General features: G+C 71.0%; 20 protein-coding genes and 1 pseudogene. 6 read left to right on the top strand and 15 right to left on the bottom strand.

The window, feature by feature from the left end:
- Nucleotides 1-60: 60 nt before the first annotated feature.
- Genes IE160_RS05380 through IE160_RS05360 form a run of 5 tightly spaced genes read right to left on the bottom strand, consistent with a single transcriptional unit; the run spans nt 61 to nt 5884 of the window.
- Entirely contained in the window at nt 61-1266 is a 1206-nt protein-coding gene (locus IE160_RS05380) for a cysteine desulfurase family protein (RefSeq protein WP_191151858.1), read from the bottom strand.
- Nucleotides 1263-2183 carry a carboxylating nicotinate-nucleotide diphosphorylase gene (gene nadC, locus IE160_RS05375; protein WP_179873662.1) on the bottom strand — a complete coding sequence of 307 codons (921 nt, stop codon included), beginning with the start codon at nt 2181-2183 and terminating at the stop codon, nt 1263-1265. The genes IE160_RS05380 and nadC overlap by 4 nt, the downstream gene beginning before the upstream one ends.
- Nucleotides 2180-3892, bottom strand: a complete 1713-nt coding sequence (nadB, locus tag IE160_RS05370; protein WP_191151857.1) for an L-aspartate oxidase — start codon at nt 3890-3892, stop codon at nt 2180-2182. The genes nadC and nadB overlap by 4 nt, the downstream gene beginning before the upstream one ends.
- A 7-nt stretch (nt 3893-3899) precedes the next feature.
- Nucleotides 3900-5177, bottom strand: a complete 1278-nt coding sequence (gene nadA / locus IE160_RS05365; protein ID WP_191151856.1) for a quinolinate synthase NadA — start codon at nt 5175-5177, stop codon at nt 3900-3902.
- A complete protein-coding gene (locus IE160_RS05360; RefSeq protein WP_191151855.1) occupies nt 5174-5884 on the bottom strand; it encodes an NUDIX hydrolase in 711 nt (236 codons plus the stop codon). Before IE160_RS05360 ends, nadA begins: the two co-directional genes overlap by 4 nt.
- 170 nt (nt 5885-6054) lie before the next feature.
- Here IE160_RS05360 and IE160_RS05355 point away from each other — a divergent pair.
- Nucleotides 6055-6690, top strand: a pseudogene (locus IE160_RS05355) (trimeric intracellular cation channel family protein); the annotation flags it as partial.
- A 221-nt stretch (nt 6691-6911) separates the two neighbouring features.
- On the top strand, nt 6912-7844 hold the full coding sequence (locus IE160_RS05350; RefSeq protein WP_191151853.1) for an SDR family oxidoreductase: 933 nt from the start codon (nt 6912-6914) through the stop codon (nt 7842-7844).
- On the opposite strand, the gene leuA is transcribed toward IE160_RS05350, so the two are convergent.
- Nucleotides 7841-9607 (bottom strand): 2-isopropylmalate synthase, encoded by a 1767-nt coding sequence (leuA, locus tag IE160_RS05345; protein WP_191151852.1) that lies wholly within the window; start codon nt 9605-9607, stop codon nt 7841-7843. The two genes, IE160_RS05350 and leuA, sit on opposite strands and share 4 nt — an antisense overlap.
- Before the next feature lie 384 nt (nt 9608-9991).
- Here leuA and IE160_RS05340 point away from each other — a divergent pair, with 384 nt between their 5' ends.
- Together IE160_RS05340 and IE160_RS05335 are read left to right on the top strand one after the other, a co-directional pair.
- Complete coding sequence (locus IE160_RS05340; protein ID WP_191151851.1) at nt 9992-11245, top strand: sensor histidine kinase; 1254 nt, start codon at nt 9992-9994, stop codon at nt 11243-11245.
- A gap of 100 nt (nt 11246-11345) precedes the next feature.
- Nucleotides 11346-12038, top strand: coding sequence for a response regulator (locus tag IE160_RS05335; RefSeq protein ID WP_179873654.1), 693 nt, complete (start codon nt 11346-11348; stop codon nt 12036-12038).
- A gap of 121 nt (nt 12039-12159) precedes the next feature.
- On the opposite strand, the gene era is transcribed toward IE160_RS05335, so the two are convergent.
- The 8 genes from era to hrcA form a co-directional block, all read right to left on the bottom strand.
- Nucleotides 12160-13074, bottom strand: a complete 915-nt coding sequence (gene era, locus IE160_RS05330; RefSeq protein WP_191151850.1) for a GTPase Era — start codon at nt 13072-13074, stop codon at nt 12160-12162.
- Nucleotides 13071-14423, bottom strand: a complete 1353-nt coding sequence (locus IE160_RS05325; protein ID WP_179873652.1) for a hemolysin family protein — start codon at nt 14421-14423, stop codon at nt 13071-13073. The genes era and IE160_RS05325 overlap by 4 nt, the downstream gene beginning before the upstream one ends.
- Nucleotides 14420-14887: an rRNA maturation RNase YbeY gene (gene ybeY / locus IE160_RS05320; protein WP_179873651.1), complete on the bottom strand. Its 468-nt coding sequence runs from the start codon at nt 14885-14887 to the stop codon at nt 14420-14422. Before ybeY ends, IE160_RS05325 begins: the two co-directional genes overlap by 4 nt.
- A 1-nt stretch (nt 14888) precedes the next feature.
- A complete protein-coding gene (locus IE160_RS05315; protein ID WP_191151987.1) occupies nt 14889-15968 on the bottom strand; it encodes a PhoH family protein in 1080 nt (359 codons plus the stop codon).
- Nucleotides 15969-16071: 103 nt separating this feature from the next.
- The gene (locus tag IE160_RS05310) at nt 16072-16425 is read right to left on the bottom strand and encodes a histidine triad nucleotide-binding protein (RefSeq protein WP_179873650.1); all 354 of its coding nucleotides are present in this window, start codon (nt 16423-16425) and stop codon (nt 16072-16074) included.
- 73 nt (nt 16426-16498) lie between these two features.
- The gene (locus tag IE160_RS05305; protein ID WP_191151849.1) at nt 16499-17254 is read right to left on the bottom strand and encodes a 16S rRNA (uracil(1498)-N(3))-methyltransferase; all 756 of its coding nucleotides are present in this window, start codon (nt 17252-17254) and stop codon (nt 16499-16501) included.
- Nucleotides 17255-17262: 8 nt separating this feature from the next.
- The gene (gene dnaJ / locus IE160_RS05300; RefSeq protein ID WP_152583042.1) at nt 17263-18366 is read right to left on the bottom strand and encodes a molecular chaperone DnaJ; all 1104 of its coding nucleotides are present in this window, start codon (nt 18364-18366) and stop codon (nt 17263-17265) included.
- Complete coding sequence (gene hrcA, locus IE160_RS05295; protein ID WP_191151848.1) at nt 18367-19386, bottom strand: heat-inducible transcriptional repressor HrcA; 1020 nt, start codon at nt 19384-19386, stop codon at nt 18367-18369. It lies immediately after the preceding gene.
- Nucleotides 19387-19638: 252 nt separating this feature from the next.
- Here hrcA and IE160_RS05290 point away from each other — a divergent pair, with 252 nt between their 5' ends.
- Together IE160_RS05290 and IE160_RS05285 are read left to right on the top strand one after the other, a co-directional pair.
- Nucleotides 19639-20037: a DUF4870 domain-containing protein gene (locus tag IE160_RS05290; RefSeq protein ID WP_152583044.1), complete on the top strand. Its 399-nt coding sequence runs from the start codon at nt 19639-19641 to the stop codon at nt 20035-20037.
- Nucleotides 20038-20105: 68 nt separating this feature from the next.
- Complete coding sequence (locus tag IE160_RS05285) at nt 20106-20477, top strand: DUF4870 domain-containing protein (protein WP_191151847.1); 372 nt, start codon at nt 20106-20108, stop codon at nt 20475-20477.
- Between the two features lie 13 nt (nt 20478-20490).
- On the opposite strand, the gene hemW is transcribed toward IE160_RS05285, so the two are convergent.
- The gene (gene hemW / locus IE160_RS05280) at nt 20491-21717 is read right to left on the bottom strand and encodes a radical SAM family heme chaperone HemW (RefSeq protein WP_191151846.1); all 1227 of its coding nucleotides are present in this window, start codon (nt 21715-21717) and stop codon (nt 20491-20493) included.
- Between the last annotated feature and the right edge of the window lie 118 nt (nt 21718-21835).

Here is a 21835-nt window from a genome sequence, read left to right as displayed (position 1 = left end):
GCCTGCGCCGTGGGCGCTCCCCCGCCCGCGCCTCAACAATTCAGGAGATCGCGCTGCTCGTCAGCGTTCGCCGCGCAGAGTCGCCGCTGATTCCGCGAGAGTGCGCACGGCGGCGTCGAGCGACTCCTGAGTTGTGGAGGCGCCCCAGGTGAAGCGGATCGCCGTGCGCGCCGTGTCGGGGTCGTAGCCCATCGCGAGCAGCACGGGCGAGGGGTCGTCGCGCCCGGCGGCGCACGCCGAGCCGCTCGAGGCGAGGATGCCGCGGTCGTCGAGAGCCTGCAGCAGCGGCTCGCCGCCGAGCCCCGGCACGACGAACGACGCGTGTGCGGGCAGCCGCTCGACCGCGTGGCCGGTGAGCTGGGCGCCGGGCACCGCCTCGACGACGGCGGCGATGAGCGCGTCGCGTCGCTGCGCTTCCGCACTCCACCGGTCGGGATGCGCCTCGCGCTCCTCCCCCGCGAGCTGCAGCGCGACGGCGAGCCCCACGGCCCCCGCCACGTTCTCGGTGCCGCTGCGACGGTCGCCCTCCTGACCACCGCCGTGGATGATCGGCTCGAGCCGCGCGCGGCTGTGCAGGATGAGCGCGCCGACGCCCTTGGGCCCGCCGAGCTTGTGGGCCGAGATGCTCACGGCGTCAGCGCTCGACAGGCCAGCCTGCGCGAGCGCTCCTGTCGACAGCTCAGGACTCTCTGCCGGGTCGAGCGACATCCACCCCGCGGTCTGCACGGCGTCGACGTGGAAGAGCGCGCCACGCGCATGAGCCTCCTCGCCCAGCGCCCGCACGGGTTGCACCGTGCCGACCTCGTTGTTGGCGTGCTGCACGCTCACGAGGGCGGTGTCGTCTCGGAGGGCGGTGCGCAGGAGCGCGGCATCCGTTCGTCCTGCATTGTCGACGGGCAGGCGCGTGACCTCGACGTCGTGCCAGCGCTCCAGGTAGTCGGCCGCGGCGAGCACCGCCTCGTGCTCGACGGCGCTCACAATCACATGTCGACCTCGGCCGCTCGCGATCGCGCCCAGGGTCAAGCCGATCACGGCGAGGTTGTCGGCCTCGGTGCCGCCACTCGTGAGCACGACCTGGGGTGGGCGCACGCCGGTCGCACGAGCGATCAGTGCGCGAGCTCGGTCGAGACCTTCCGCCGCGCTGCGCCCCAGAGAGTGCGTGCTCGACGGGTTGCCGTAGTCGCCGGTGAGGTACGGCCACATCGCCTCGAGCACCTCGCGGCGCACGGCGCCCGTCGCGGCCTGGTCGAGGTCGATGAGGCTCACGGCGTTCGGGCGGTGTCGGTGTCGATCGCGATGTCGAGGCCCAGGTCCAGGGCGGGGGCACTGTGCGTGAGCGCGCCGACCGAGATGACGTCGACGCCCGTCTCGGCGATCGCGCGCACGGTCTCGAGCGTCACCCCGCCGCTCGCCTCGACGATCGCGCGGCCGGCGATGAGCGCAACACCGTCGCGCAGGTCGGCGAGGCTGAAATTGTCGAGCATGATCGTGTCGGGCTCGGCGGCGAGCACGGCGGGCAGCTGGTCGAGCCGGTCGACCTCCACCTCGAGATGCGACGTGTGCGGGATGCGCGCGCGCACGGTGCGGATCGCCTCCGTCAGATCGAGCCCCTGCGCCGCCAGGACGGCGAGATGGTTGTCCTTCAGCATCACTGCGTCCGAGAGCGAGAACCGATGATTGTGGGCGCCGCCGGCGCGCACGGCGGCCTTTTCGAGTATCCGGAGCCCCGGCGTGGTCTTGCGGGTGTCGGCGACGCGGGCGCCCGTGCCGGTGACGGCATCGACATACCGCCGCGTGAGCGTGGCGATGCCGCTGAGACGCTGGGCGAGGTTGAGCGCGACTCGCTCCCCGAGAAGGATGCCCCGGGCCGAGCCGCGCACCGTCGCGACGAGCGCGCCGGGCTCGAGTGCGGCGCCGTCGTCGAGGTGCCGCACGACCTCGATGCTCGCGTCGGCATGCAGGAAGGCGAGCTCGAGTGCGAGACCGCCCGCGAACACGCCGTCGACGCGGCTCACCACCGTCGCCGTGGCCCGTGCCTCGGCCGGGATGGCCGCCTCGCTCGTCGCATCGCCCCAGGGAGCGTCCTCGGCGAGGGCCGCGTCGATGACCGCGAGCACGGCGGCCCGAGGCGGATCGACGGCCGTGCCGGCGGCCCGCTGGCGAGAGTCGTCGTGTCCGCTCATGCGTGAACCTCCGAGGGCGCGGGTGCCGCGACTCGCGCGGCAGATCTCCACAATTCAGGAGATTCTGTCGTGGGGCGCACGACGACACGCCGCACGCGCTGCGCAGGGTCGAGCTGCGGGTAGTCGGTGCGGGCGTGCGCGCCGCGCGATTCGGTGCGAGCGGCGGCGGCCGCGCAGGTCAGGCGCGCGAGCGGCAGAAGACTGTGCGCTTCGTCGTCGGCGGGCCGGGCATCCGCGAGTTCCTGGGCCAGCACGGCCAAAGATGCACCGTCGCGCTCGAGCCCGAGCGACTGCCAGGCGCGGTCGCGGATGTCCGAGGCCGTCCACGCGCGCCCCCCGTTTCGCAGGGCGTCGGGCGCGATCGCGAGCTCGAGTGGCACGGCGCCGGAGGTGATGCCGTTCGACGCCGACTCCTGAATTGTGGAGACGGTAGCGGCGCCCCGCGACTCCTGAATGGTGGAGGTTGCCAGCGCGAGCGCGGGCGGCTCGTGCGGTGCCGAGACGGCGTCGCCCGCGCGCCAGCCGACGACGACGGCCTCGAGCAGCGAGTTGGACGCGAGGCGGTTGGCCCCGTGCACGCCCGTCGACGAGGTTTCGCCCACAGCGAACAGGCCCGGGAGCGTCGTGCGACCATCCATGTCGGTGAGCACGCCGCCCATGGCGTAGTGCGCCGCAGGGGTCACCGGTACGGGCGTGCGCGTCCAGTCGACCCCCGTCGCGCGCACGAGCGCGTCGATCGTCGGGAATCGCTCGCGCAGCACCGAGGCGCCGAGCATCGTGGCGTCGAGCAGCACCGGCCGGCCATCCTGCAGGCGCATCTGCCGGGCGATCGCGCGCGCCACGATGTCGCGCGGCGCGAGCTCTCCGCGGGGGTCAATGTCGAGCATGAAGCGACGCCCGGAAGCGTCGAGCAGCGTCGCGCCCTCGCCGCGCACTGCCTCCGAGACGAGCCCTCCCCCCGCGAGCACCGTGGGGTGGAACTGCACGAACTCGAGATCCGCGAAGGCCGCACCGGCCTCGTAGGCGAGCACGACGCCGTCGCCCGTCGACACCGGCGGGTTCGTCGTGTGCCGGTAGAGGCGCCCGCTACCACCGGTGGCGAGCACGACAGCGTCGGCCGAGATCGTCTCGCTGACGGCGCCGTGCTCGGTTGGGCGCGCACCGCGCACCCCAGCGGCGTGCGACTCGACAACCGCGCCCGTCACGGCCCCGCCCTCGACGATGAGCCTGGTTGCGCGCGCGAACTCCCGCGCCCGGATGCGCCCGGTGCCCACCGCGTCGGCGAGAGCGGCCTCGATGAGGCGACCGGTCGCGTCTCCGCCGGCGTGCAGGATGCGCGCGACCGAGTGCACCGCCTCCAGGCCGCGCGCCCAATCACGCACGGGCTCGAGCGGCGGCACGGCTCCGTCCGCCGCGTCGAAGGCCACGCCGAGCGAGACGAGGTCGAGGATGCGCCCTGGCCCCTCCTGCGTGAGCACCCGCACGGCCTCGGGGTCGCACAGCCCCGCGCCGGCGTCGAGCGTGTCGCGCGCGTGCAGCGCAGGGCTATCGTCGCCGAACACGGCGGCGGCGATGCCGCCCTGCGCCCACGACGTCGAACCCGCGGTCAGCACGTCTTTCGTGACGATCGTCACATCGTGGTGCCGCGCGGCCCGGATCGCCGTGATGAGACCGGCCATGCCGCTGCCGATGACGAGGATGTGCGCCATGGCGGGGTCAGCTCCGCGGCTTGGCGGCGAGCATCCGCTCGAGCGCGACGCGCGCGTCGTCCTGAATTGTGGACGCGACCGCGATCTCGTTCACGACGCGTCCGGCCACGAGCTCCTCGAGCACCCACGCGAGGTACCCGGGGTGAATGCGGTACATGGTCGAGCACGGGCAGATGACGGGGTCGAGGCAGAAAATCGTGTGCTGCGGGTACTCGGCCGCGAGCCGGTTGACCATGTTGATCTCGGTGCCGATCGCGAACGTCGTGGGCTCGGTCGCGTCGGCGACGGCGCGCCGAATGTAGTCGGTCGAGCCGGCTTCGTCGGCCGCGTCCACGACGGGCATGGGGCATTCGGGATGCACGATCACGCGCACCCCCGGGTGCGACTCGCGCGCCGCCGCCACCTGGTCGACCGTGAAGCGCTTGTGCACGCTGCAGAAGCCGTGCCACAGGATCACGCGGGCGTCGAGCAGCTCATCGCGCGTCGAACCGCCGAACGGCTTGCGCGGGTTCCACATCGGCATCTGCTCCAGCGGCACGCCCATGGCCTTCGCCGTGTTGCGCCCGAGGTGCTGGTCGGGAAAGAACAGCACGCGCTGCCCGCGCTCGAACGCCCACTCGAGCACGGTGGCCGCGTTCGACGACGTGCAGACGATGCCGCCGTGCTTGCCGCAGAACGCCTTGAGCGCGGCCGACGAGTTCATGTAGGTCACGGGGATGACGGGCACGCGACCGTCGGCGTCGGGCTCGTCGCCGTACACCGAGAGCAGCTCCTCCCACGCCGCCTCGACCGAGTCCTCGTCGGCCATGTCGGCCATCGAGCAGCCGGCGGCGAGATTCGGCAGGATCACCGTCTGGTCGGGCCGGGCGAGGATGTCGGCCGTCTCGGCCATGAAGTGCACACCGCAGAACACGATGTACTCGGCGTCGGGCTTCGTGAGGGCGGCGTTGGCGAGCTGGAAGGAGTCGCCGAGGAAGTCGGCGTGCTGCACGACCTCATCGCGCTGGTAGAAGTGCCCGAGGATGACGAGGCGGTCGCCGAGAGCATCCTTCGCCTCGTGGATGCGCCGGTGCAGGTCCCCCGGCGACGCGTCCTGGTAGGCGGCCGGCAGCGCCCCCTGCCGCGGCGACCCCGTCGGGATCACATCGAGCATCGACGAGCCGGGGCCGTAGCCTGGGGTCGCGTCGAACTCCCACGGCCCCTTCGCGAGTTCGGGAGTGCACGTCTCGCCCGGCGCCTGGCCGTTCGTGATCGCGCGGATGGTCGTGTCGAGAGTGGTGGTCACTGCGGGCTCCTGAGGGTGAGCGGCCCGACATCGACGAGCTCGATGTCGGAGTTGTAGCGGTACAGCCTCGGGGGCCGGTGGCGGCCTCCCGTGACGACCTGGTCGGTGGGGACGATCGCGCCCGACGACTCCATCTGGCGTCGGAAGTTCGCGGGGTCGAGCGGCCTCTGCAGCACGGCCTCGTGCACGCTGCGCAGCTCGGCGAGCGTGAACATGGGGCCGAGGAAGGCGTGCGCGATGCGCGAGTACTCCATCTTCGTGCGCAGGCGCCACAGGGCGTAGTCGACGATGAGGTTGTGGTCGAAGGCGAGCTCGGGCAGGTCGTCGGCGGCGAACCACCGCACGTTCTCCCCCAGGCTGACCTTCTCGGCCTCGTCGGGCCGCACGAGCGCCCAGTACACGATCGAGACCATGCGCCGGTCGGGCGAACGGTCGACGTCACCGAAGGCGTACAGCTGCTCGAGGTAGGTGGGCTCGAGCTGCGTGGTCTCGGCGAGAGTGCGCCGCGCCGCGGCTTCGAGGCTCTCGTCGACGACGACGGATCCGCCGGGCAGCGCCCACCGACCCAGGTGCGGTTCGCGGATGCGCCGCACGAGCGGCAGCCACACTCCGGGCGCGGGGCTCTCGTCGCCGCCCTGATCGTCGGGGCGGAGCGCGAAGATGACGGTCGACACCGCGAGGGCGATGTCGGATGCGGTGGCGGACATCCTGATTCCCCTCTCGTTCGCGGCCCGTGATCCTACTTAGAGTCACTGTGACTAGAACAGAGTCTACCAGTTCAGGTCAGAGACACACGAACACGCGTGAGCCCTTCCCGGCACGTGGTCAGCATGCTCGCGGGCGGTGCGCAGTCAGCGCAGAGCGACAGAATGGTCACGTGGACGACCTCTTCGTGATCCCGCTGTGGGCCGACCTGCTCGCCGTCGGCATCGGGGCACTGCAGGGGGCGCTGTTCGCGGCGCAGTTCCGCGACCGCAGGCTCGACTGGCTCGGGGTCGCCATCATCGGCCTCGTCGTCGGCTTCGGTGGCGGTCTGCTGCGCGACCTGCTGCTCAACGTTCCGCTCGCGACCCTGCAGACCAACTGGTACGTCGTCGTCGCGACCGGCGCGGCGCTCCTCGGCATGCTGCTCGAGCGCGTGCTCGCACGGGTCAACCCGCTCATCACCGTGCTCGACGCGCTCACGATCGGCCTCTTCGGCGCCATCGGCACGACCAAGGCGCTCGCTCTCGGGCTGCCCGAGGTCGCCGCCATCTTCGTCGGAGTTCTCGCGGCGGTCGGCGGCTCGATTCTGCGCGACCTGCTACTGAACCTGCCCATCGCGCTCATGCACGTCGGCTCGCTCTACGCGGTCGCTGCCGCGGCCGGTTCGGGCACCATCGCCGTTCTCCTGGCGTTCGACGTCGACGTCTTCGTGGCGGGCGCGGCCGGCGTCGCGATCACCTTCGGGGTGCGCATGGCGTCGGTGCTGTTCGGCTGGAGCCTGCCCGAGCAGCGCGCGATCACGCGCCTGCCCAGGCTGCCCTCCATCCCCCGGCGCGGAAGGCGCGACGACGACCCTGCGCCGGACGACGGCAGCCGCACGGTCACGACATCCACCGGCGTGATCCACCTGCACCCGACGACCTCGTCGATCCCGGTCGTCGGCTCCGCGGCCCGCGTGCGGCGTCGCTCCCCCATCCCCGGGGCGAGCCGGCCGCACGGGTAGCCGCTCGACTGCGACAGAATTCGAGTGTGACCCTGCTCATCACCGGCGGCACCGGAACCCTCGGCCGCCCCACCGTCGAAGCTCTGCGCGCAGCCGGCGTCGAGCCGCGCATCCTGAGCCGCCGTCTCGGCGACGCGCACGTCGTCGCCGACCTGCAGTCGGGAGTCGGCCTGCGGGAGGCACTCGACGGCGTCGACACGGTGCTTCACCTCGCCACGAACCGACGGTCGGATGCTCGTGCGACCCAGCACCTCGTCGACGCTGCTCGTTCCGCGGGGGTGCAGCACCTCGTGTACCTGTCGATCGTAGGCGTCGACACCGTGCCGCTCGGCTACTACCGCGCGAAGCTCGCGTGCGAGGAACTCGTCGCCGGCTCCGGCGTGCCGTTCACGATTCTGCGGGCGACGCAGTTCCACGACTTCGTGGCGGGGTTCTTCCGCGCCCAGCGACTCCTGCCGCGCGTGAACGCGCTCGACACGCCGTTCCAGCCCATCAGCACCGCGGCGGTCGCCGACCGGCTCGTATCGCTCGCGGCCGCGGAGCCAGTGAACGAGCGTGTCGACGACCTCGGCGGCCCCGAAGCGCTGCCGATGGCCGAGCTCGCCCAGCAGTGGCTCGTCGCGCACGGCGCGTCGGCAGAGGCGGCCCCACGCCGGGTCGTCGAATGGCGCGCGCCCGGCACGCTCGTCGCCGCCTACCGCGCCGGGCTGCACACCACCGGGGTGCCCGGGCCGGGCATCCGCTTCGCCGACTGGGCCGCGACCACCCGCCGACGGACGTTCCCGCACCCCGTTCGTCTCCACAATTCAGGAGACGGCGCCGCACGCTCGCGCGTGGCCGCGCTCTCACGGCGTGTCGACGGCCGCGTTGTGTCAACGACTCCTGAATTGTGGAGATCGGGGCGGCGGGATGCGGCGGCAGCCCGTCACCGGGCCGCCGCCGAGCGGCGCCCGCACTAGGCGCCGACGAGCTCGCCCTCGCGGTCGGAGGCGTCGAGCCTGATGGCACGGTTGACCGCCGAGACGACGGCCTTGAGCGACGCCGTCGAGATGTCGGCGTCGATGCCCACACCCCACAGCGTGCGGCCGTCGACCTCGAGCTCGACGTAGCTCGCGGCCAGAGCATCCCCGCCGGCGCTCAGCGCGTGCTCGACGTAGTCGAACAGGCGGATGCTGATGCCCTGGTGCTCCATCATGCTGAGGAACGCCGCGACGGGACCGTTGCCGGTCGCCTCGGTCGCGGCGATCTCCTCTCCGTCGCGCAGGGTCGCGTTGAGGGTGACGGTACCCGTCATGTCGGACGCCGTGCGGGTCGACAGCAGCTCGAAGCGGCCCCACTTGGCATCGGCGTCGGGTGCCGGCAGGTACTCGTCCTGGAAGATCTCCCAGATCTGGTCGCTTGTGACCTCGCCGCCGTCAGCGTCCGTCTTGGCCTGCACGACGTGGCTGAACTCGATCTGCAGCTTGCGGGGCAGGTCGAGCTTGCGGTCGGTCTTGAGCAGGTAGGCGACCCCGCCCTTGCCGGACTGCGAGTTGACGCGGATCACCGCCTCGTACGATCGACCCAGATCCTTGGGGTCGACGGGCAGGTAGGGCACGCCCCAGGGAATGTCGTCGCTCGTCACTCCCGCGGCGGCGGCCCGGGCATCCATCGCCTCGAAGCCCTTCTTGATGGCGTCCTGGTGCGACCCGCTGAAGGCCGTGTAGACGAGGTCGCCCGCCCAGGGCGAGCGCTCGTGCACCTTGAGCTGGTTGCAGTACTCGGCCGTGCGCTTGATCTCGTCGAGGTCGCTGAAGTCGAGCTGCGGGTCGATGCCCTGCGTGAAGAGGTTGATGCCGAGCGCGACGAGGTCGACGTTGCCGGTGCGCTCGCCGTTGCCGAACAGGCAGCCCTCGATGCGGTCGGCCCCCGCGAGGTAGCCGAGCTCGGCGGCGGCCACGGCGGTGCCCCGGTCGTTGTGCGGGTGCAGGCTCAGGATCACGTTCTCGCGGTGGGCGAGGTGGCGGTTCATCCACTCGATCGAGTCGGCGTAGACGTTCGGCGTCGCCATCTCGACCGTCGCGGGCAGATTGATGATGACCTTGCGCTCAGGGGTCGGCTCGAGCACGTCGAGCACGGCGTTGCACACCTCGACGGCGTACTCGAGCTCGGTGCCCGTGTAGCTCTCGGGGCTGTACTCGTAGAACACCTCGGTGCCCGGCACCGTCGACTCGAACGAGCGGCACAGGCGCGCGCCCTCGAGCGCGATCTGCTTGATGCCCTCGCGGTCGCTGCGGAACACGACCTCGCGCTGCAGCACCGACGTCGAGTTGTAGAAGTGCACGATCGCGCGCTTCGCGCCCTTGATCGACTCGTAGGTGCGCTGGATGAGGTGCTCACGGCACTGCGTGAGCACCTGGATGGTCACGTCATCCGGGATGAGGTCGTCCTCGATGAGCGTGCGCACGAAGTCGAAGTCGGTCTGGCTCGCGCTCGGGAACCCGACCTCGATCTCCTTGAACCCCATGCGCACGAGCAGGTCGAACATGACCCGCTTGCGCTCGGGGCTCATCGGGTCGATGAGGGCCTGGTTGCCGTCGCGCAAGTCGACGGCGCACCAGCGCGGTGCGTGCGTGATGCGCTTGGTCGGCCACGTGCGGTCGGGCAGCTCGACCCGGATCTGCTCGTGGAACGGCGTGTACTTGCTCGTCGGCATGCCGGAGGGCTGCTGGCGGTTCTCCATGATGTGCTCCTGCTGGTCTCGTCTGTACCGCTCTGCGCGGGTCGGGGTTTCAGCCGACGACAAACTCCGCGACGAGGGAGGCTGGTGGACTAAGCCTCGTCGCGGCAGCGAAGAAGGAGCTGGCCGAACACGCTCTCAGGGTACACCCGCGCCCCGCGAGGCCGCCAACGCGGCGTCGCGCCGCCCCTTCGTGCCAGATCTGGCGCATATGGGCGCTCACCGACACGAGGTCACCCCGTTTGGGGCAAATCTGGACCTCTGACGCGGCACGTGGTGGCTACGGGATGCTCGACCTCAGCCTTTCGGATGAAACTGCTCCCCCGCAGGAGTGAGCGGCGCGCGTTTCGGGCGACCGCGGGCCGCGCGGGCCCTAGCGTGGCGGACATGATCGACTCAGTGCTCGACCGCCTCTCTCGCCACGCCATTCGACTGCGACTCATCTCAGAGATCTCGGTGGGAGTGCTGTTCTCGTTCACGGCCGCGTACTACGCGACGAGCGTCACCAGCAACTACCTCGTCGGCGTACTCCTCCTTCCACTCGGCGCCGGAATCGCCCTGCATCGCATCCGCCCGTTGTGGGGCCTCCTCATCTCAGCGGCCCCCATCGTGGTCGTCTCCCTCGCCGGGTGGTCAGGAGGCACTCCCAACGGAGCCCTATGGTTCCCGATCTACATCGCCGTCTTCGGTGCCGTCGCCTACGGTTCCGATCAGGTCCGCTGGCTGGGGCGCTCTTTCGCCCTCGCGCTGACCGTCGCGTTCATCGCAGGCGGTATCGGGTACGTCGGCTATGGTCTCGGCCCGCTGAGTCTCCTCGTCCTGCTCATGCCAGCGCTCGCCTGGTTCGGGGGCGAGCTGCTGCGCAGCGCACGAGCGCGCCGGACCCTGACGACCGAGGTGGAGCAGACCGCCACCCAGCGCGACGCCGCCCTCACCCGCGCCGACCTCGAAGCCGAGCGAACACGCGTGGCGCGCGATGTGCACGATGTCGTGGCGCACTCCCTCACAGTCGTGATCGCGCAGGCCGACGGCGCCCGATATGCGACGGCGCAGCGTGACGAGCAGGCCGCCGATGCCTTCGAGACGATCGCGCAGACGGCACGGGATGCCCTCGCCGACGTGCGCGTGCTGCTCACGGGCCTGCGCCACACGCAGGAAGACGGCCCGCAACCGGGAGTCGACGACCTCGGCGCCCTGCTCGACTCGATGCGCGAGGCAGGCTTGACCCTCGCCGAGCGAGAGTTCGGCGACCGCGGCCACCTGACCGAGGCGCGGGCGCTCGCGCTCTACCGCATCCTGCAGGAGGCGCTCACGAACGCGCTGCGGCACGGCGACCGCGACGAGCCGACCGCCGTCGAGCTCGAGTGGGGCGCCGACGCCGTCGACCTCGTCGTGACCAACACCGCACCGGCCAGCGCAGCGACCGAACGCAGCGAGCCTGCCGAGCCGCCGCACCGCGGCCACGGCATCGACGGGATGCGCGAGCGCGCGACCCTCGCCGGCGGCGTGCTGAGCGTGCACGAGGGCGAGACGTTTCGCGTGCGGCTGCGCCTGCCCCTTGAGCCGAGCCCTGAGCCTGCGGAGCCGGGAGAGGTCACTCGGTCGGCCGACGTCAGCGAGTCGGCGGAGGTGAGCGCGTGACGACCCCGCCTCCTCCCGCGCCCATCGTCGTGCAGCTCACCTTCGTCTCGATCCCCCGCACTACCGACCTTGCGACGGCCCTGCCGTGGAGCCTGCGCTCGTGAGCACCCCCATCCGCGTCTTGCTCGTCGACGACCAGCCGCTGTTCCGGCGCGGGGTGCGCATGCTCATCGACTCGCAGCCCGACTTGACCGTGGTGGGCGAGGCCGGTGACGGCGCGGAGGCAGTGGTCGTCGCCACCGAGCAGCGCCCCGACGTCGTGCTTATCGACATCCGGATGCCCCGGGCCGACGGCATCGCCGGCACGGCGGGCATTCTGCGCAGTGCCGAGGAGTCGGGCCGCACCCCGCCGCGCGTCATCGTGCTCACGACCTTCGACCTCGACGATGCGGCGCTGCGGGCGATCCGCGCGGGCGCGAGCGGGTTCCTGCTCAAGGATGCCGAGCCCGAGTTCCTGCTCGCCGCCATCCGCGCCGTGCACGGCGGTCACGCGGTCGTCGCCCCCGGGGCGATCGGCGATTTGCTCGCCCACGTGGATGCTCGACCGCGGCCCGACGCCACCGCAGTCGCCGCGGCCCACGAGCGCGAGCTCGGCGCCCTCAGCAAGCGGGAGCGCGAGATCTTCGCGGCCGTCGCACAGGGGCTGAGCAATGCCGAGATCGCCGCGCGCGAGTTCGTCTCCGAGGCGACCGTGAAGTCGCACGTGGGGCGCATCCTCGCCAAGCTCGGGCTGCGCGACCGCGTGCAGGTCGTGCTCTACGCGCACGACCACGGCCTGCTGCCACGCCGCTGAGCCCGAGCGCAGCATCCCGCATTCTGGGCCAGATCTGGCGCGAATGGGCGCTTGACCAACGAGGTTCGCCCCTTTCGAGGCGAATCTGCCGCGCTCGGGAGCGGGGCGGGGCCGCGCGACCCTAGAAGCCGAGCTTGCCGAGCTGCTTGGGGTCGCGCTGCCACTCCTTGGCGACCTTGACGTGCAGCTTGAGGTACACGCGGCGGCCGAGCAGCGCCTCGATCGAGTGGCGGGCGCGCGTGCCGACCTCAGTGAGGCGCGCACCGCGGTGCCCGATGATGATGCCCTTCTGGCTGTCGCGCTCGACCCAGACGTTGGCGAAGATGTCGAGCACGGCCGAGCCCGAGCGCTCGGTCATCTCGTCGACGGTCACGGCGAGCGAGTGGGGCAGCTCGTCGCTCACGCCCTCGAGCGCGGCCGCGCGGATGAGCTCGGCGACCCGATCGATCGCGGTCTCCTCGGTCACGGCATCCGCCTCGTACAGGGGCGGCGAGACGGGCATGAGGGCGATGAGCTCGTCGGCGAGCAGGTCGACCTGGTCGCCCGTAACGGCCGAGAGCGGGATCACCGCGTCCCACTCGCGCAGCTGCGACACGGCGAGCAGCTGCTCGGCGACCCGCGCGCGCGACGCGTCGTCGGTCTTCGTCACGATCGCGATCTTGCGCGTGCGCGCGAAGCTGTCGAGCTGCTCGTTGATGAACCGGTCGCCTGGCCCGATCGGTTCCCCCGCCGGCACGCAGAACCCGATGACGTCGACGTCGCCGAGAGTGTCCTGCACGACGGCGTTGAGCCGCTCGCCGAGGAGCGTGCGCGGGCGGTGCATGCCGGGCGTGTCGACGACGATCAACTGGCCGGATGCCCGGTGCACGATCCCCCGGATCGCCCGCCGCGTGGTCTGCGGCTTCGAGCTCGTGATGGCGACCTTCTCGCCGACGAGCGCGTTCGTGAGGGTCGACTTGCCGACGTTGGGGCGGCCGACGAAGGTCACGAAGCCGGCGCGGTGCTCGCCGGCGCCCTCCTGCCCTGGAGCGGTCACGAGGGGCTGCCGTGCTGCTCGAGCCGAGCATCCTGGTTCGGGGTCGACCCGGTGTCGGCCGAGTTCGCGAAGGCGAGCTTCGCGTCGATGAGGGCCTGGTCGGCCGAGACGAGCACCGTGACCACGCGCTTGCGTCGACCCTCGGTGCGCTCGGCCGTGAGGTGCAGGCCGTCGACCTCGGTCGTCGACCCCACGACGGGAAGGCGGCCGACATGCTTCGCGAGGAGGCCGCCGACCGTGTCGACCTCGTCGTCGTCGAGCTCGATGCCGAACAGGTCGCCGAGTTCGTCGACGGGCATGCGCGCGCTCACGCGGAACTCGTTGTCGCTCAACTGCTCAGACATGGCGACGTCGCGGTCGTACTCGTCGCTGATCTCGCCGACGAGCTCCTCGATGAGATCCTCCATCGTGACGAGGCCGGCGATGCCGCCGTACTCGTCGACGACGAGCGCCATGTGGTTGGAGGCGAGCTGCATCTCGCGCAGGGCGTCGTCGGCCTTCTTGGATTCGGGGATGAACAGGGCCGGCTTGGCGAGCTCCTCGACGCTCGTCGTCGCGCACGCTGCGGGCTGCTCGTAGGCGAGCCGCGCGGCGTCGCGCAGGTAGATGATGCCGAGCACGTCATCGCTGCTCTCCCCGATGACGGGGATGCGCGACACGCCTTTCGCGAGGAAGAGCGCCATGGCGTCGGTCACGGTCGACCCCTGCTCGATCGTCACCATGTCGGTGCGCGGCAGCATCGTCTCGCGCACGATCGTCTCGTTGAAGTCGAAGATGGAGCGGATGAGGTCGCGGTCGTCGGCGTCGAGCACGTCGAGGTCGGTGGCCTCGTCGACCATGCTCAGCAGCTGCTCCTCGCTCGAGAAGGTGGCACTCTTCGGGCGGCCAGGCGTCACACGGTTGCCGACCGCGACGAGGGCGTCCGCGATGGGCCCCGTGATGAGCCGGACGCCTCGGATGAGCCAATCGGTGTAGCGGAGCATCCCGCGAGGGTTCGCGCGGCCGACGCTGCGCGGGCTCGAGCCGACGAGGATGAACGAGACGATGATCATGATCGCGGCACTCAGCGCGAGGGCTGTCCACCACTCCTCGAAGAGGGAGGCGAGCGCGAGGGTCACGAGCACCGCGGCGAATGTCTCGGCGACGATGCGGAGGAAGTTGAGCGCGTTGACGTGCGCGCCGATATCGCCCGCCACGGCGTAGAGCCGCTTCGGGCGCGGACGCGCCGGCGCAAGGTCGAGCAGGTCGTTGCGGCTCACGACGCTCAGGGCTGCGTCGATCGCGGCGAGCAGACCGCCGAAGGCGACGAGCCCGAAGGCGACGATGAAGAAGACGACCGCGAGGGTCACGGCCGGCGCTTCCGCTCGTCGAGGGCGAAGCTCACGAGGATGTCGCGCTGCAGCCCGAACATCTCGCGCTCCTCCTCGGGTTCCGCGTGGTCGAATCCGAGCAGGTGCAGCAGCCCGTGCGTGGTCAGCAGCAGAAGCTCGTCGAGCGTCGAGTGGCCCGCGGCCTCGGCCTGCCCGACCGCGACCTGCGGGCACAGCACGATGTCGCCGAGCAGGCCGGGCGGCGTGGGCTCCTCATCGCTGCCGGGGCGCAGCTCGTCCATGGGGAAGCTCAGCACGTCGGTCGGGCCAGGCTCGTCCATCCACTCGATGTGCAGGCGCTCCATGGCGCCCTCGTCGACGAGCTGAATCGCGAGCTCGGCGTCGCGGTGCACTCTCAACGCGTCGAAGGCGTGCAGCACGAGGCGCTGCAGGGCAGACTCGTCGACGTCGAAGCCCGACTCGTTGTTGATCTCGATCGACACGTCAGCGCCCTCCGGTCTCGGGTCGCGGCCGGCGGGGGAACCGGTCGCGGGGCTGCGCGCCGCCGCCTCGGGCGCCGCCGAGCCCGGCGCGACGCTCTGCGCGGTTGCCGCCGGGAGCATCCGCGCCACCGTCGGCACCACGGCCGTGCTCGCGCTCGTACTGCTGCGCCTGCTTCTGCGCGTCGTACTTCGTGTAGGCGTCGACGATGCGGCCGACGAGCGAGTGGCGCACGACATCGTCGGAGGTCAGGCGGGCGAAGTGGATGTCGTCGATCTCACCGAGCACGCGCGTCACGAGCTGCAGCCCGCTGGCACCGACAGGCAGGTCGACCTGCGTGATGTCGCCGGTCACGACCATCTTCGAGCCGAAGCCGAGCCGCGTGAGGAACATCTTCATCTGCTCGGGGCTCGTGTTCTGCGCCTCATCGAGGACGATGAACGAGTTGTTGAGCGTGCGCCCGCGCATGTACGCGAGAGGTGCCACCTCGACGACGCCCGTCGTGAGCAGCTTGGGCACGAGCTCCGGGTCCATCATCTCGTTGAGCGCGTCGTAGAGCGGCCGCAGGTATGGGTCGATCTTGTCGGTGAGCGTGCCGGGCAGGAACCCGAGCCTCTCACCAGCCTCGACGGCCGGGCGGGTCAGGATGATGCGCTCGACCTCCTTGCGCTGCAGCGCCTGCACGGCCTTCGCCATGGCGAGGTACGTCTTGCCGGTACCGGCGGGGCCGATGCCGAAGACGATCGTGTTGAGATCGATCGCGTCGACGTAGACCTTCTGGCCGAGAGTCTTGGGGCGGATGCTCTTGCCGCGGCTCGTGAGGATCGCCTGGCTCAGCACCTCTGCGGGGCTGCCAGCGCCGGCATCGAGGATGCGCTTCGACGAGGTCACCTCGGCCGGCCCGAGCTCCTGGCCCTGCCGCACCATCGTGATGAGCTCGTCGACGAGACGATAGGCGGCGTCGACCTGGTCGGCGTCGCCGTCGAGCGTCACCTGGTTGCCGCGCACGTGCACGTCGACGAGCGGGTACTGGGCTTCTAGCGTCGTGAGCAGGCGGTCCTGCGGGCCGAGCAGCCGCACCATCGCGACACCGTCGACCTCGAGAGATCGCCGCGCGGTCGCGGGGGCAGGAGTCGCAGGGGCGCTGGGCGCGTCAGCGGCGGAGGAGTTGCTCGCCGCGAGATCGTCAGTCGGCAAGGGTTCCTTCGGCTAGGCCGCCCGCCAGGACGTGGGCGTGAACGTGGAAGACGGTCTGGCCCGCGTTCGGGCCGGTGTTGAACACGAGGCGAAACTCTCCGTCGGCGTGCTCCTGCGCGAGTTCCTGTGCGACGGCGACGACCTCGGCGAGCAGGCCGGGGTCTCCCGCGGCGAGCTCGGCGACGGTGCGGTACTGCGCGGTCTTGGGCACGACGAGGAGATGCACGGGCGCCTTCGGAGCGATGTCGCGGAAGGCGATGACCGTGTCGGTCTCGTGCACGATGTCGGCGGGAATCTCGCGCGCGATGATGCGCTCGAATATCGTCGGCTCGCTCGTCGTCATGGTGTCCAGTCTAGAGCGCGGAGCCGACAGGTGCCGGAGAGGCGGCCGAGGGGCAGAAGCCGCGCCGCCGCCGTCACCAGCGGCCGAGCGCGGCGTTGAGCAGCGCGATCGCCGCAGGCCCCGCGGTCGACGTGCGCAGCACGGTGTCCCCGAGCCGCACACGGTGGGCCCCCGCCGCCTCCAGCTCGGCGAGCTCGGCGTCGGCGATGCCTCCCTCCGGCCCGACGACGAGCACGAGGTCGCGCTCCCCCAGGTCGGCCGCGGTCAGGGCGGTGAGCGGGCGCTCGCCCGCGGTGTCGAGCACGAACATGACGGCACCGGATGCTCGCGCCGCAAGCTCCCGAGTCGAGGCGAGCTGCTCGACCTCGGGCAGCCACGGCCGCAACGACTGCTTGCTCGCCTCGCGCACGATCGACTGCCAGCGCGCGACGCCCTTCGCGACCTTGGGCCCCTCCCACCGCGACACGCTGCGCGCGGCCTGCCAGGGGATGACACCGCCGACGCCCAGCTCTGTCGCGGCCTGCACGGCGAGCTCGTCCCGGTCGCCTTTGGCGAGCGCCTGCGCGAGCAGGATGCGCGGCGCAGGCCGCTCGTGGCGCTCGACGCGCTCGACCCGCAGTGCGACGGCGGCCGGGTCCGCCTCGGTCACCGTGCCGTGCAGCACGAGTCCCGCGCCGTCGCCGAGCCGCAGGCTCTCGCCGGAGCGCACGCGTGCGACTGTGACGGCGTGCCGGGCATCCGCGCCCTGCAGCGCGACGACTGCCCCGGCCTCCTCGCCCGCCGCACTCAGCTGCGCTGCGAGGCTCTCGTCGAGGTAGAAGTGCGCCATGCGCTCGGCTACAGGTTGAGGAACCGGTCGCGCAGCTTGGAGAAGAGCCCCTGCTGGAACGTCGCGAACTGCGGCGGCACGGGCCGACGGCTCGCGGCGAACTGCTTGATGAGCTCGGTCTCCTTGCTGTTGAGACGGGCCGGGGTGACGACCTGCACGCCGATCTTGAGATCACCGCGGCCGGAGCCGCGCAGTCGCGTGATGCCCCGATCCTTGATCGTGATGATCTCGGCGCTCTGCGTGCCGGCCTTGAGCTCGACGCTCACATCGCCGTCGAGACCCGGGAGCGTCACCGTCGTGCCGAGGATCGCGTCGGCCATCTGCACCTCGACGGTCGCGAGCAGGTCGTCGCCGTTGCGGCTGAACGTCTCGTGCGTCTTGACCTTCATCTCGAGGTACAGGTCGCCGTTGGGGCCACCGGCCGGGCCGACCTCGCCCTGGCCGGGCAGCTGGATGCGCAGGCCCGTATCGACTCCCGCGGGAATGTCGACGGCGACCGTGCGGCGCGCGCGCACGCGGCCCTGGCCGGCGCACGTGGGGCACGGGCTCGGAATCACGGTGCCGTAGCCGCGGCAGGTGCCGCACGGCGACGAGGTGAGCACGTTGCCGAGGAGGCTGCGCACGGTGCGCTGAATCTGGCCGGAGCCGCGGCAGATGTCGCACGTGGCAGGCTCGGTGCCGGGCGAGCAGCAGGAGCCGTTGCAGGTCTCGCAGAGCACGGCCGTGTCGACCTCAATCTCGCGGTGGGTGCCGAAGATGATCTCGTCGAGCTCGACCTCGACGCGCAGGAGGGCGTCCTGGCCGCGCTCGCGGCGCGACCGGGGGCCGCGCTGCGACTGGCCGCCGCCGAAGAACGTCTCGAAGATGTCGCCGAAGCCTCCGAATCCGGATGCTCCGCCCATGCCGCCGCTGCCGCCCATGTCGTACTGCTGGCGCTGCTGCGGGTCGCTCAGCACGTCGTAGGCGTGCGTGACCTGCTTGAACCGCTCAGCCGCCTCCCCGCTCGGGTTGACGTCGGGGTGCAGCTCTCGCGCCAAGCGTCGGTACGCCTTCTTCACCTCATCGGCGCTCGCACCGCGATCGATTCCGAGCACTTCGTAGTGGTCTGCCACTTATTCCTCACCGAGCAGTCGCGACACGTAGCGCGCCACGGCGCGGACCGCTGCCATGTTGTTCGAGTAGTCCATACGGGTGGGGCCGAGCACCCCGAGTTTCGCGCTCGAGTCGCGGCCCATGCTGTACGCGCTCGTGACGACGGCGGCCTCGTGCAGCGCCGCATCGTTCTCGCGGCCGATGCGGGCCGACACCCCCTGGCTGTCGAGCTGCATCTCGCTGAACAGCTTCAGGAGCGTCACCTGCTCCTCGATCGCCTCGAGGACGGGGTAGACGCTGCCGGCGAAGTCCTGCTCGGTGCGCACGAGGTTCGCGGCGCCCGCCATGACGAGCCGGTCGGAGCGGTGCTCGTCGACGTGCCCGAGCAGGGCATCCGCGACGACGCGCACGGCTTCCCGCCGGTCGGGGGCGAACTGGCCGTCGAGCGTGCCGGCGACGGTGCCGACCTCGGCGAGTGCGCGGCCGGAGAGCGCGGCGTTGAGCTTCGCCCTCAGCTCCCCCACGAAGACCTCGTCGGCCTCGACCGGCAGCTCGATCATGCGCTGGTCGACACGACCGCCGTCGGTGATGAACACCGTCATGAGGCGCGTAGGGCTCATGGGCACGAGCTCGATGTGCCGCACCCGGGCGTTGCCCAGCGTCGGGTACTGCACGAGCGCGACCTGGTTGGTGAGTGAGGAGAGGAGGCGCACGGTGCGCGCGAAGACGTCGTCGAGGTCGACCGACTGATCGAGGAAGGCGGCGATCGCCTGGCGCTGACCCGCGCTCAGCGGCCGCAGGTCGGCGAGCTGGTCGACGAAGACCCGATAGCCCTTGTCGGTCGGCACCCGACCCGACGAGGTGTGGGGCGCCGAGATGAGCTCCTCCTCTTCGAGGATGGCCATGTCGTTGCGGATCGTCGCGGCGGAGACGCCGAACTGGTGACGGTCGACGATGGCCTTCGACCCGACGGGTTCGCGCGAGGCGACGTAGTCCTGCACGATGGCCCGCAAGACGTGCAGAGCGCGTTCGGAAACCATGTCCGCCCCTCTCGTCGTCGTGCTCGCTGTCGTGGCCGTCGTCGTGGCCGTGCCGCTGGCACTCGATTCCACTGACTGCCAATTCTACCCCGCCACACCCTGAGCGCATCGTTGCCTCAGGCGAAGGTGCGCACTACGGTGTTGATGTGCTCGCACCGCGCGGAGCAGTTATGTACACCGCAACGATGCGAGTCACACGTCAGGCTCCACCCCGGGTCCCTCTTGTTCGGACGATTGAAAGGCAGCACCCACATGACTGAGTCCACTCCGCCCCCCGCAGCTCCTCAGCCCGCCCAGCCCCTCAGCGAGACCGAGGACCGCCAGTGGGCCTCCTTCGCCCACCTCGGCGGAATCCTGGGCTTCCTGCCCGCTCTCATCATCTGGCTCGTCTTCAAGGACCGTGGTTCGTTCACGAACCAGGAGGCCAAGGAGGCTCTGAACTTCCAGATCACGGTGGCGATCGCGCAGGTCGTCATCTTCATCCTGAACGCCATCCTCGGCGCCGTGACGCTCGGCCTCTGGGCGCTCATCGGCTGGATCTTCCCGCTCGCCGTGTGGGTGTTCGCCGTGATCTTCTCGATCATGGGCTTCACGAAGGCCAAGGACGGCACCGCGTACCGCTACGCCGTGTCGATCCGCCTCATCAAGTAGGTCATCGCTTTCGGCCCACGGGGCCCGCGCGCTACCGCGCCGGGCCCCGTTCGGTGTTTAATGGCCCCATGAGCCAGCAGCCGCCCGTCAACCCGTACGCCACAGCACCCGCTCCCCTGCGGCCCGAGGAAGAGAAGCTGTGGGCGACCCTCATCCACGTCGGTGGCATCTTCTTCGGCTTCGTGCCCGCCCTCATCGGCTACCTCGTGCTCAAGGAACGCGGGCCGTTCATCCGCGGGCACTCCACGACGGCGCTCAACTTCCAGCTCACCATGCTCATCGGCTACGTCGTCGGCTACGTCACGGTGTTCGTCTTCATCGGGTTCCTCGTGCTGCTCGCCGTGGGCATCCTCGTGCTCGTGTTCGGCATCATCGCCGCGATCGCGGCCAACCGGGGCGAGGAGTACTACTACCCCGTCGCGATCAAGTTCCTCACCTAGCTCACCCGCTCGCTCAGTCCGGCAGCAGTCGTCGCACGACAGCGTCGGCCAGTAGCCGCCCGCGCAGGGTCAGCACGACGCGACCCGCGAATGCGGCGGCCGGCTCGATGAGTTCGTCGGCGAGCAGGCCCGCGACTGCGTGCCGCCCCGAAGGCGTCAGCAGCTCGCGGTCCAGCCCCTCGCGCAGTCGCGTCTCGAGCAGAACGCGCTCGACGCGCCGCGTCTCGGCGTCGAGCGTCTCGCGACCGGCGGCGGGGCTCACTCCTGCCCCGACCCGCTGCGCGTAGGCGTGAGGGTGCTTGACGTTCCACCAGCGCACCCCGCCGACGTGGCTGTGCGCCCCGGGGCCCACACCCCACCAGTCCTGCCCCGTCCAGTACGCGCGGTTGTGCCGCGAGCGCTGCTCGGGTGACGCCGCCCAGTTGCTGACCTCGTACCAGTGGTATCCGGCCGCCGTGAGCCGAGCATCCGCCGCCTCGTAGGCCGCCGCGTGCAGGTCGTCGTCCACGGGAGCCACCTCGCCTCGAGCGATCTGGCGGGCGAGCTTCGTGCCTTCCTCGACGATGAGGGCGTATGCGCTGACATGATCGGGCCGCTCGGCGAGCGCGGCCGCGAGGCTCGCCTCCCAGTCGGCGGGCGACTCGCCCGGCGTGCCGTAGATGAGGTCGAGGCTCACCGCGAGCCCGGCTGCGCGCGCCTCGGCGACGCGGCGCGCCACGTTCTCGGGGTCGTGGGTGCGCTCGAGCGTGCGCAGCACGTGCGGCACCGCCGACTGCATGCCGAACGAGACGCGCGTCACGCCGGCCTCCGCGAGCGCGGCGAGGCCCGCGGCGTCGATCGAGTCGGGGTTCGACTCGGTCGTCACCTCCGCGCCAGGCGCGAGACCGAAGCGGTCGCGCACAGCGCCGATCATGCGGGCAAGATCGGCGGGCGGCAGGATCGTGGGCGTCCCCCCGCCGAGGAAGACCGTGCTCGCGGGCCGCGGCGGCAGGCCGGCGGCATCGAGCACGCGCGCGGCGAGGTCCAGCTCGGCGATCGCCTGGTCGGCGAAGTCGCTGCGCTTCACCCCGCGCACCTCGTCGGCCGTATACGTGTTGAAGTCGCAGTAGCCGCACCGCACGCGGCAGTAGGGAACGTGCAGGTACACGCCGAGGTCGCGCTGCTCGGCGCCCTCCGCGACGGTCGGCGGCAGCATCCCGTCCTCGGGGGCCGGGTCGGCGATCGGCAGGGCACTGGGCACGGGTCCATCCTCCCAGCCCCGCGCTCGCTCGACCTGCGCGGCGCCGCCTGCCGTGCGGCATCTCCACAATTCAGGAGGCGACACTGCAGAACGAGGGCCGGGATGCTCTGCCGGGCGT

It is taken from the genome of Chryseoglobus sp. 28M-23, assembly GCF_014789785.1.
Taxonomy (GTDB): domain Bacteria; phylum Actinomycetota; class Actinomycetes; order Actinomycetales; family Microbacteriaceae; genus Microcella; species Microcella indica.
This window is presented reverse-complemented; position numbering and strand designations above follow the sequence as displayed.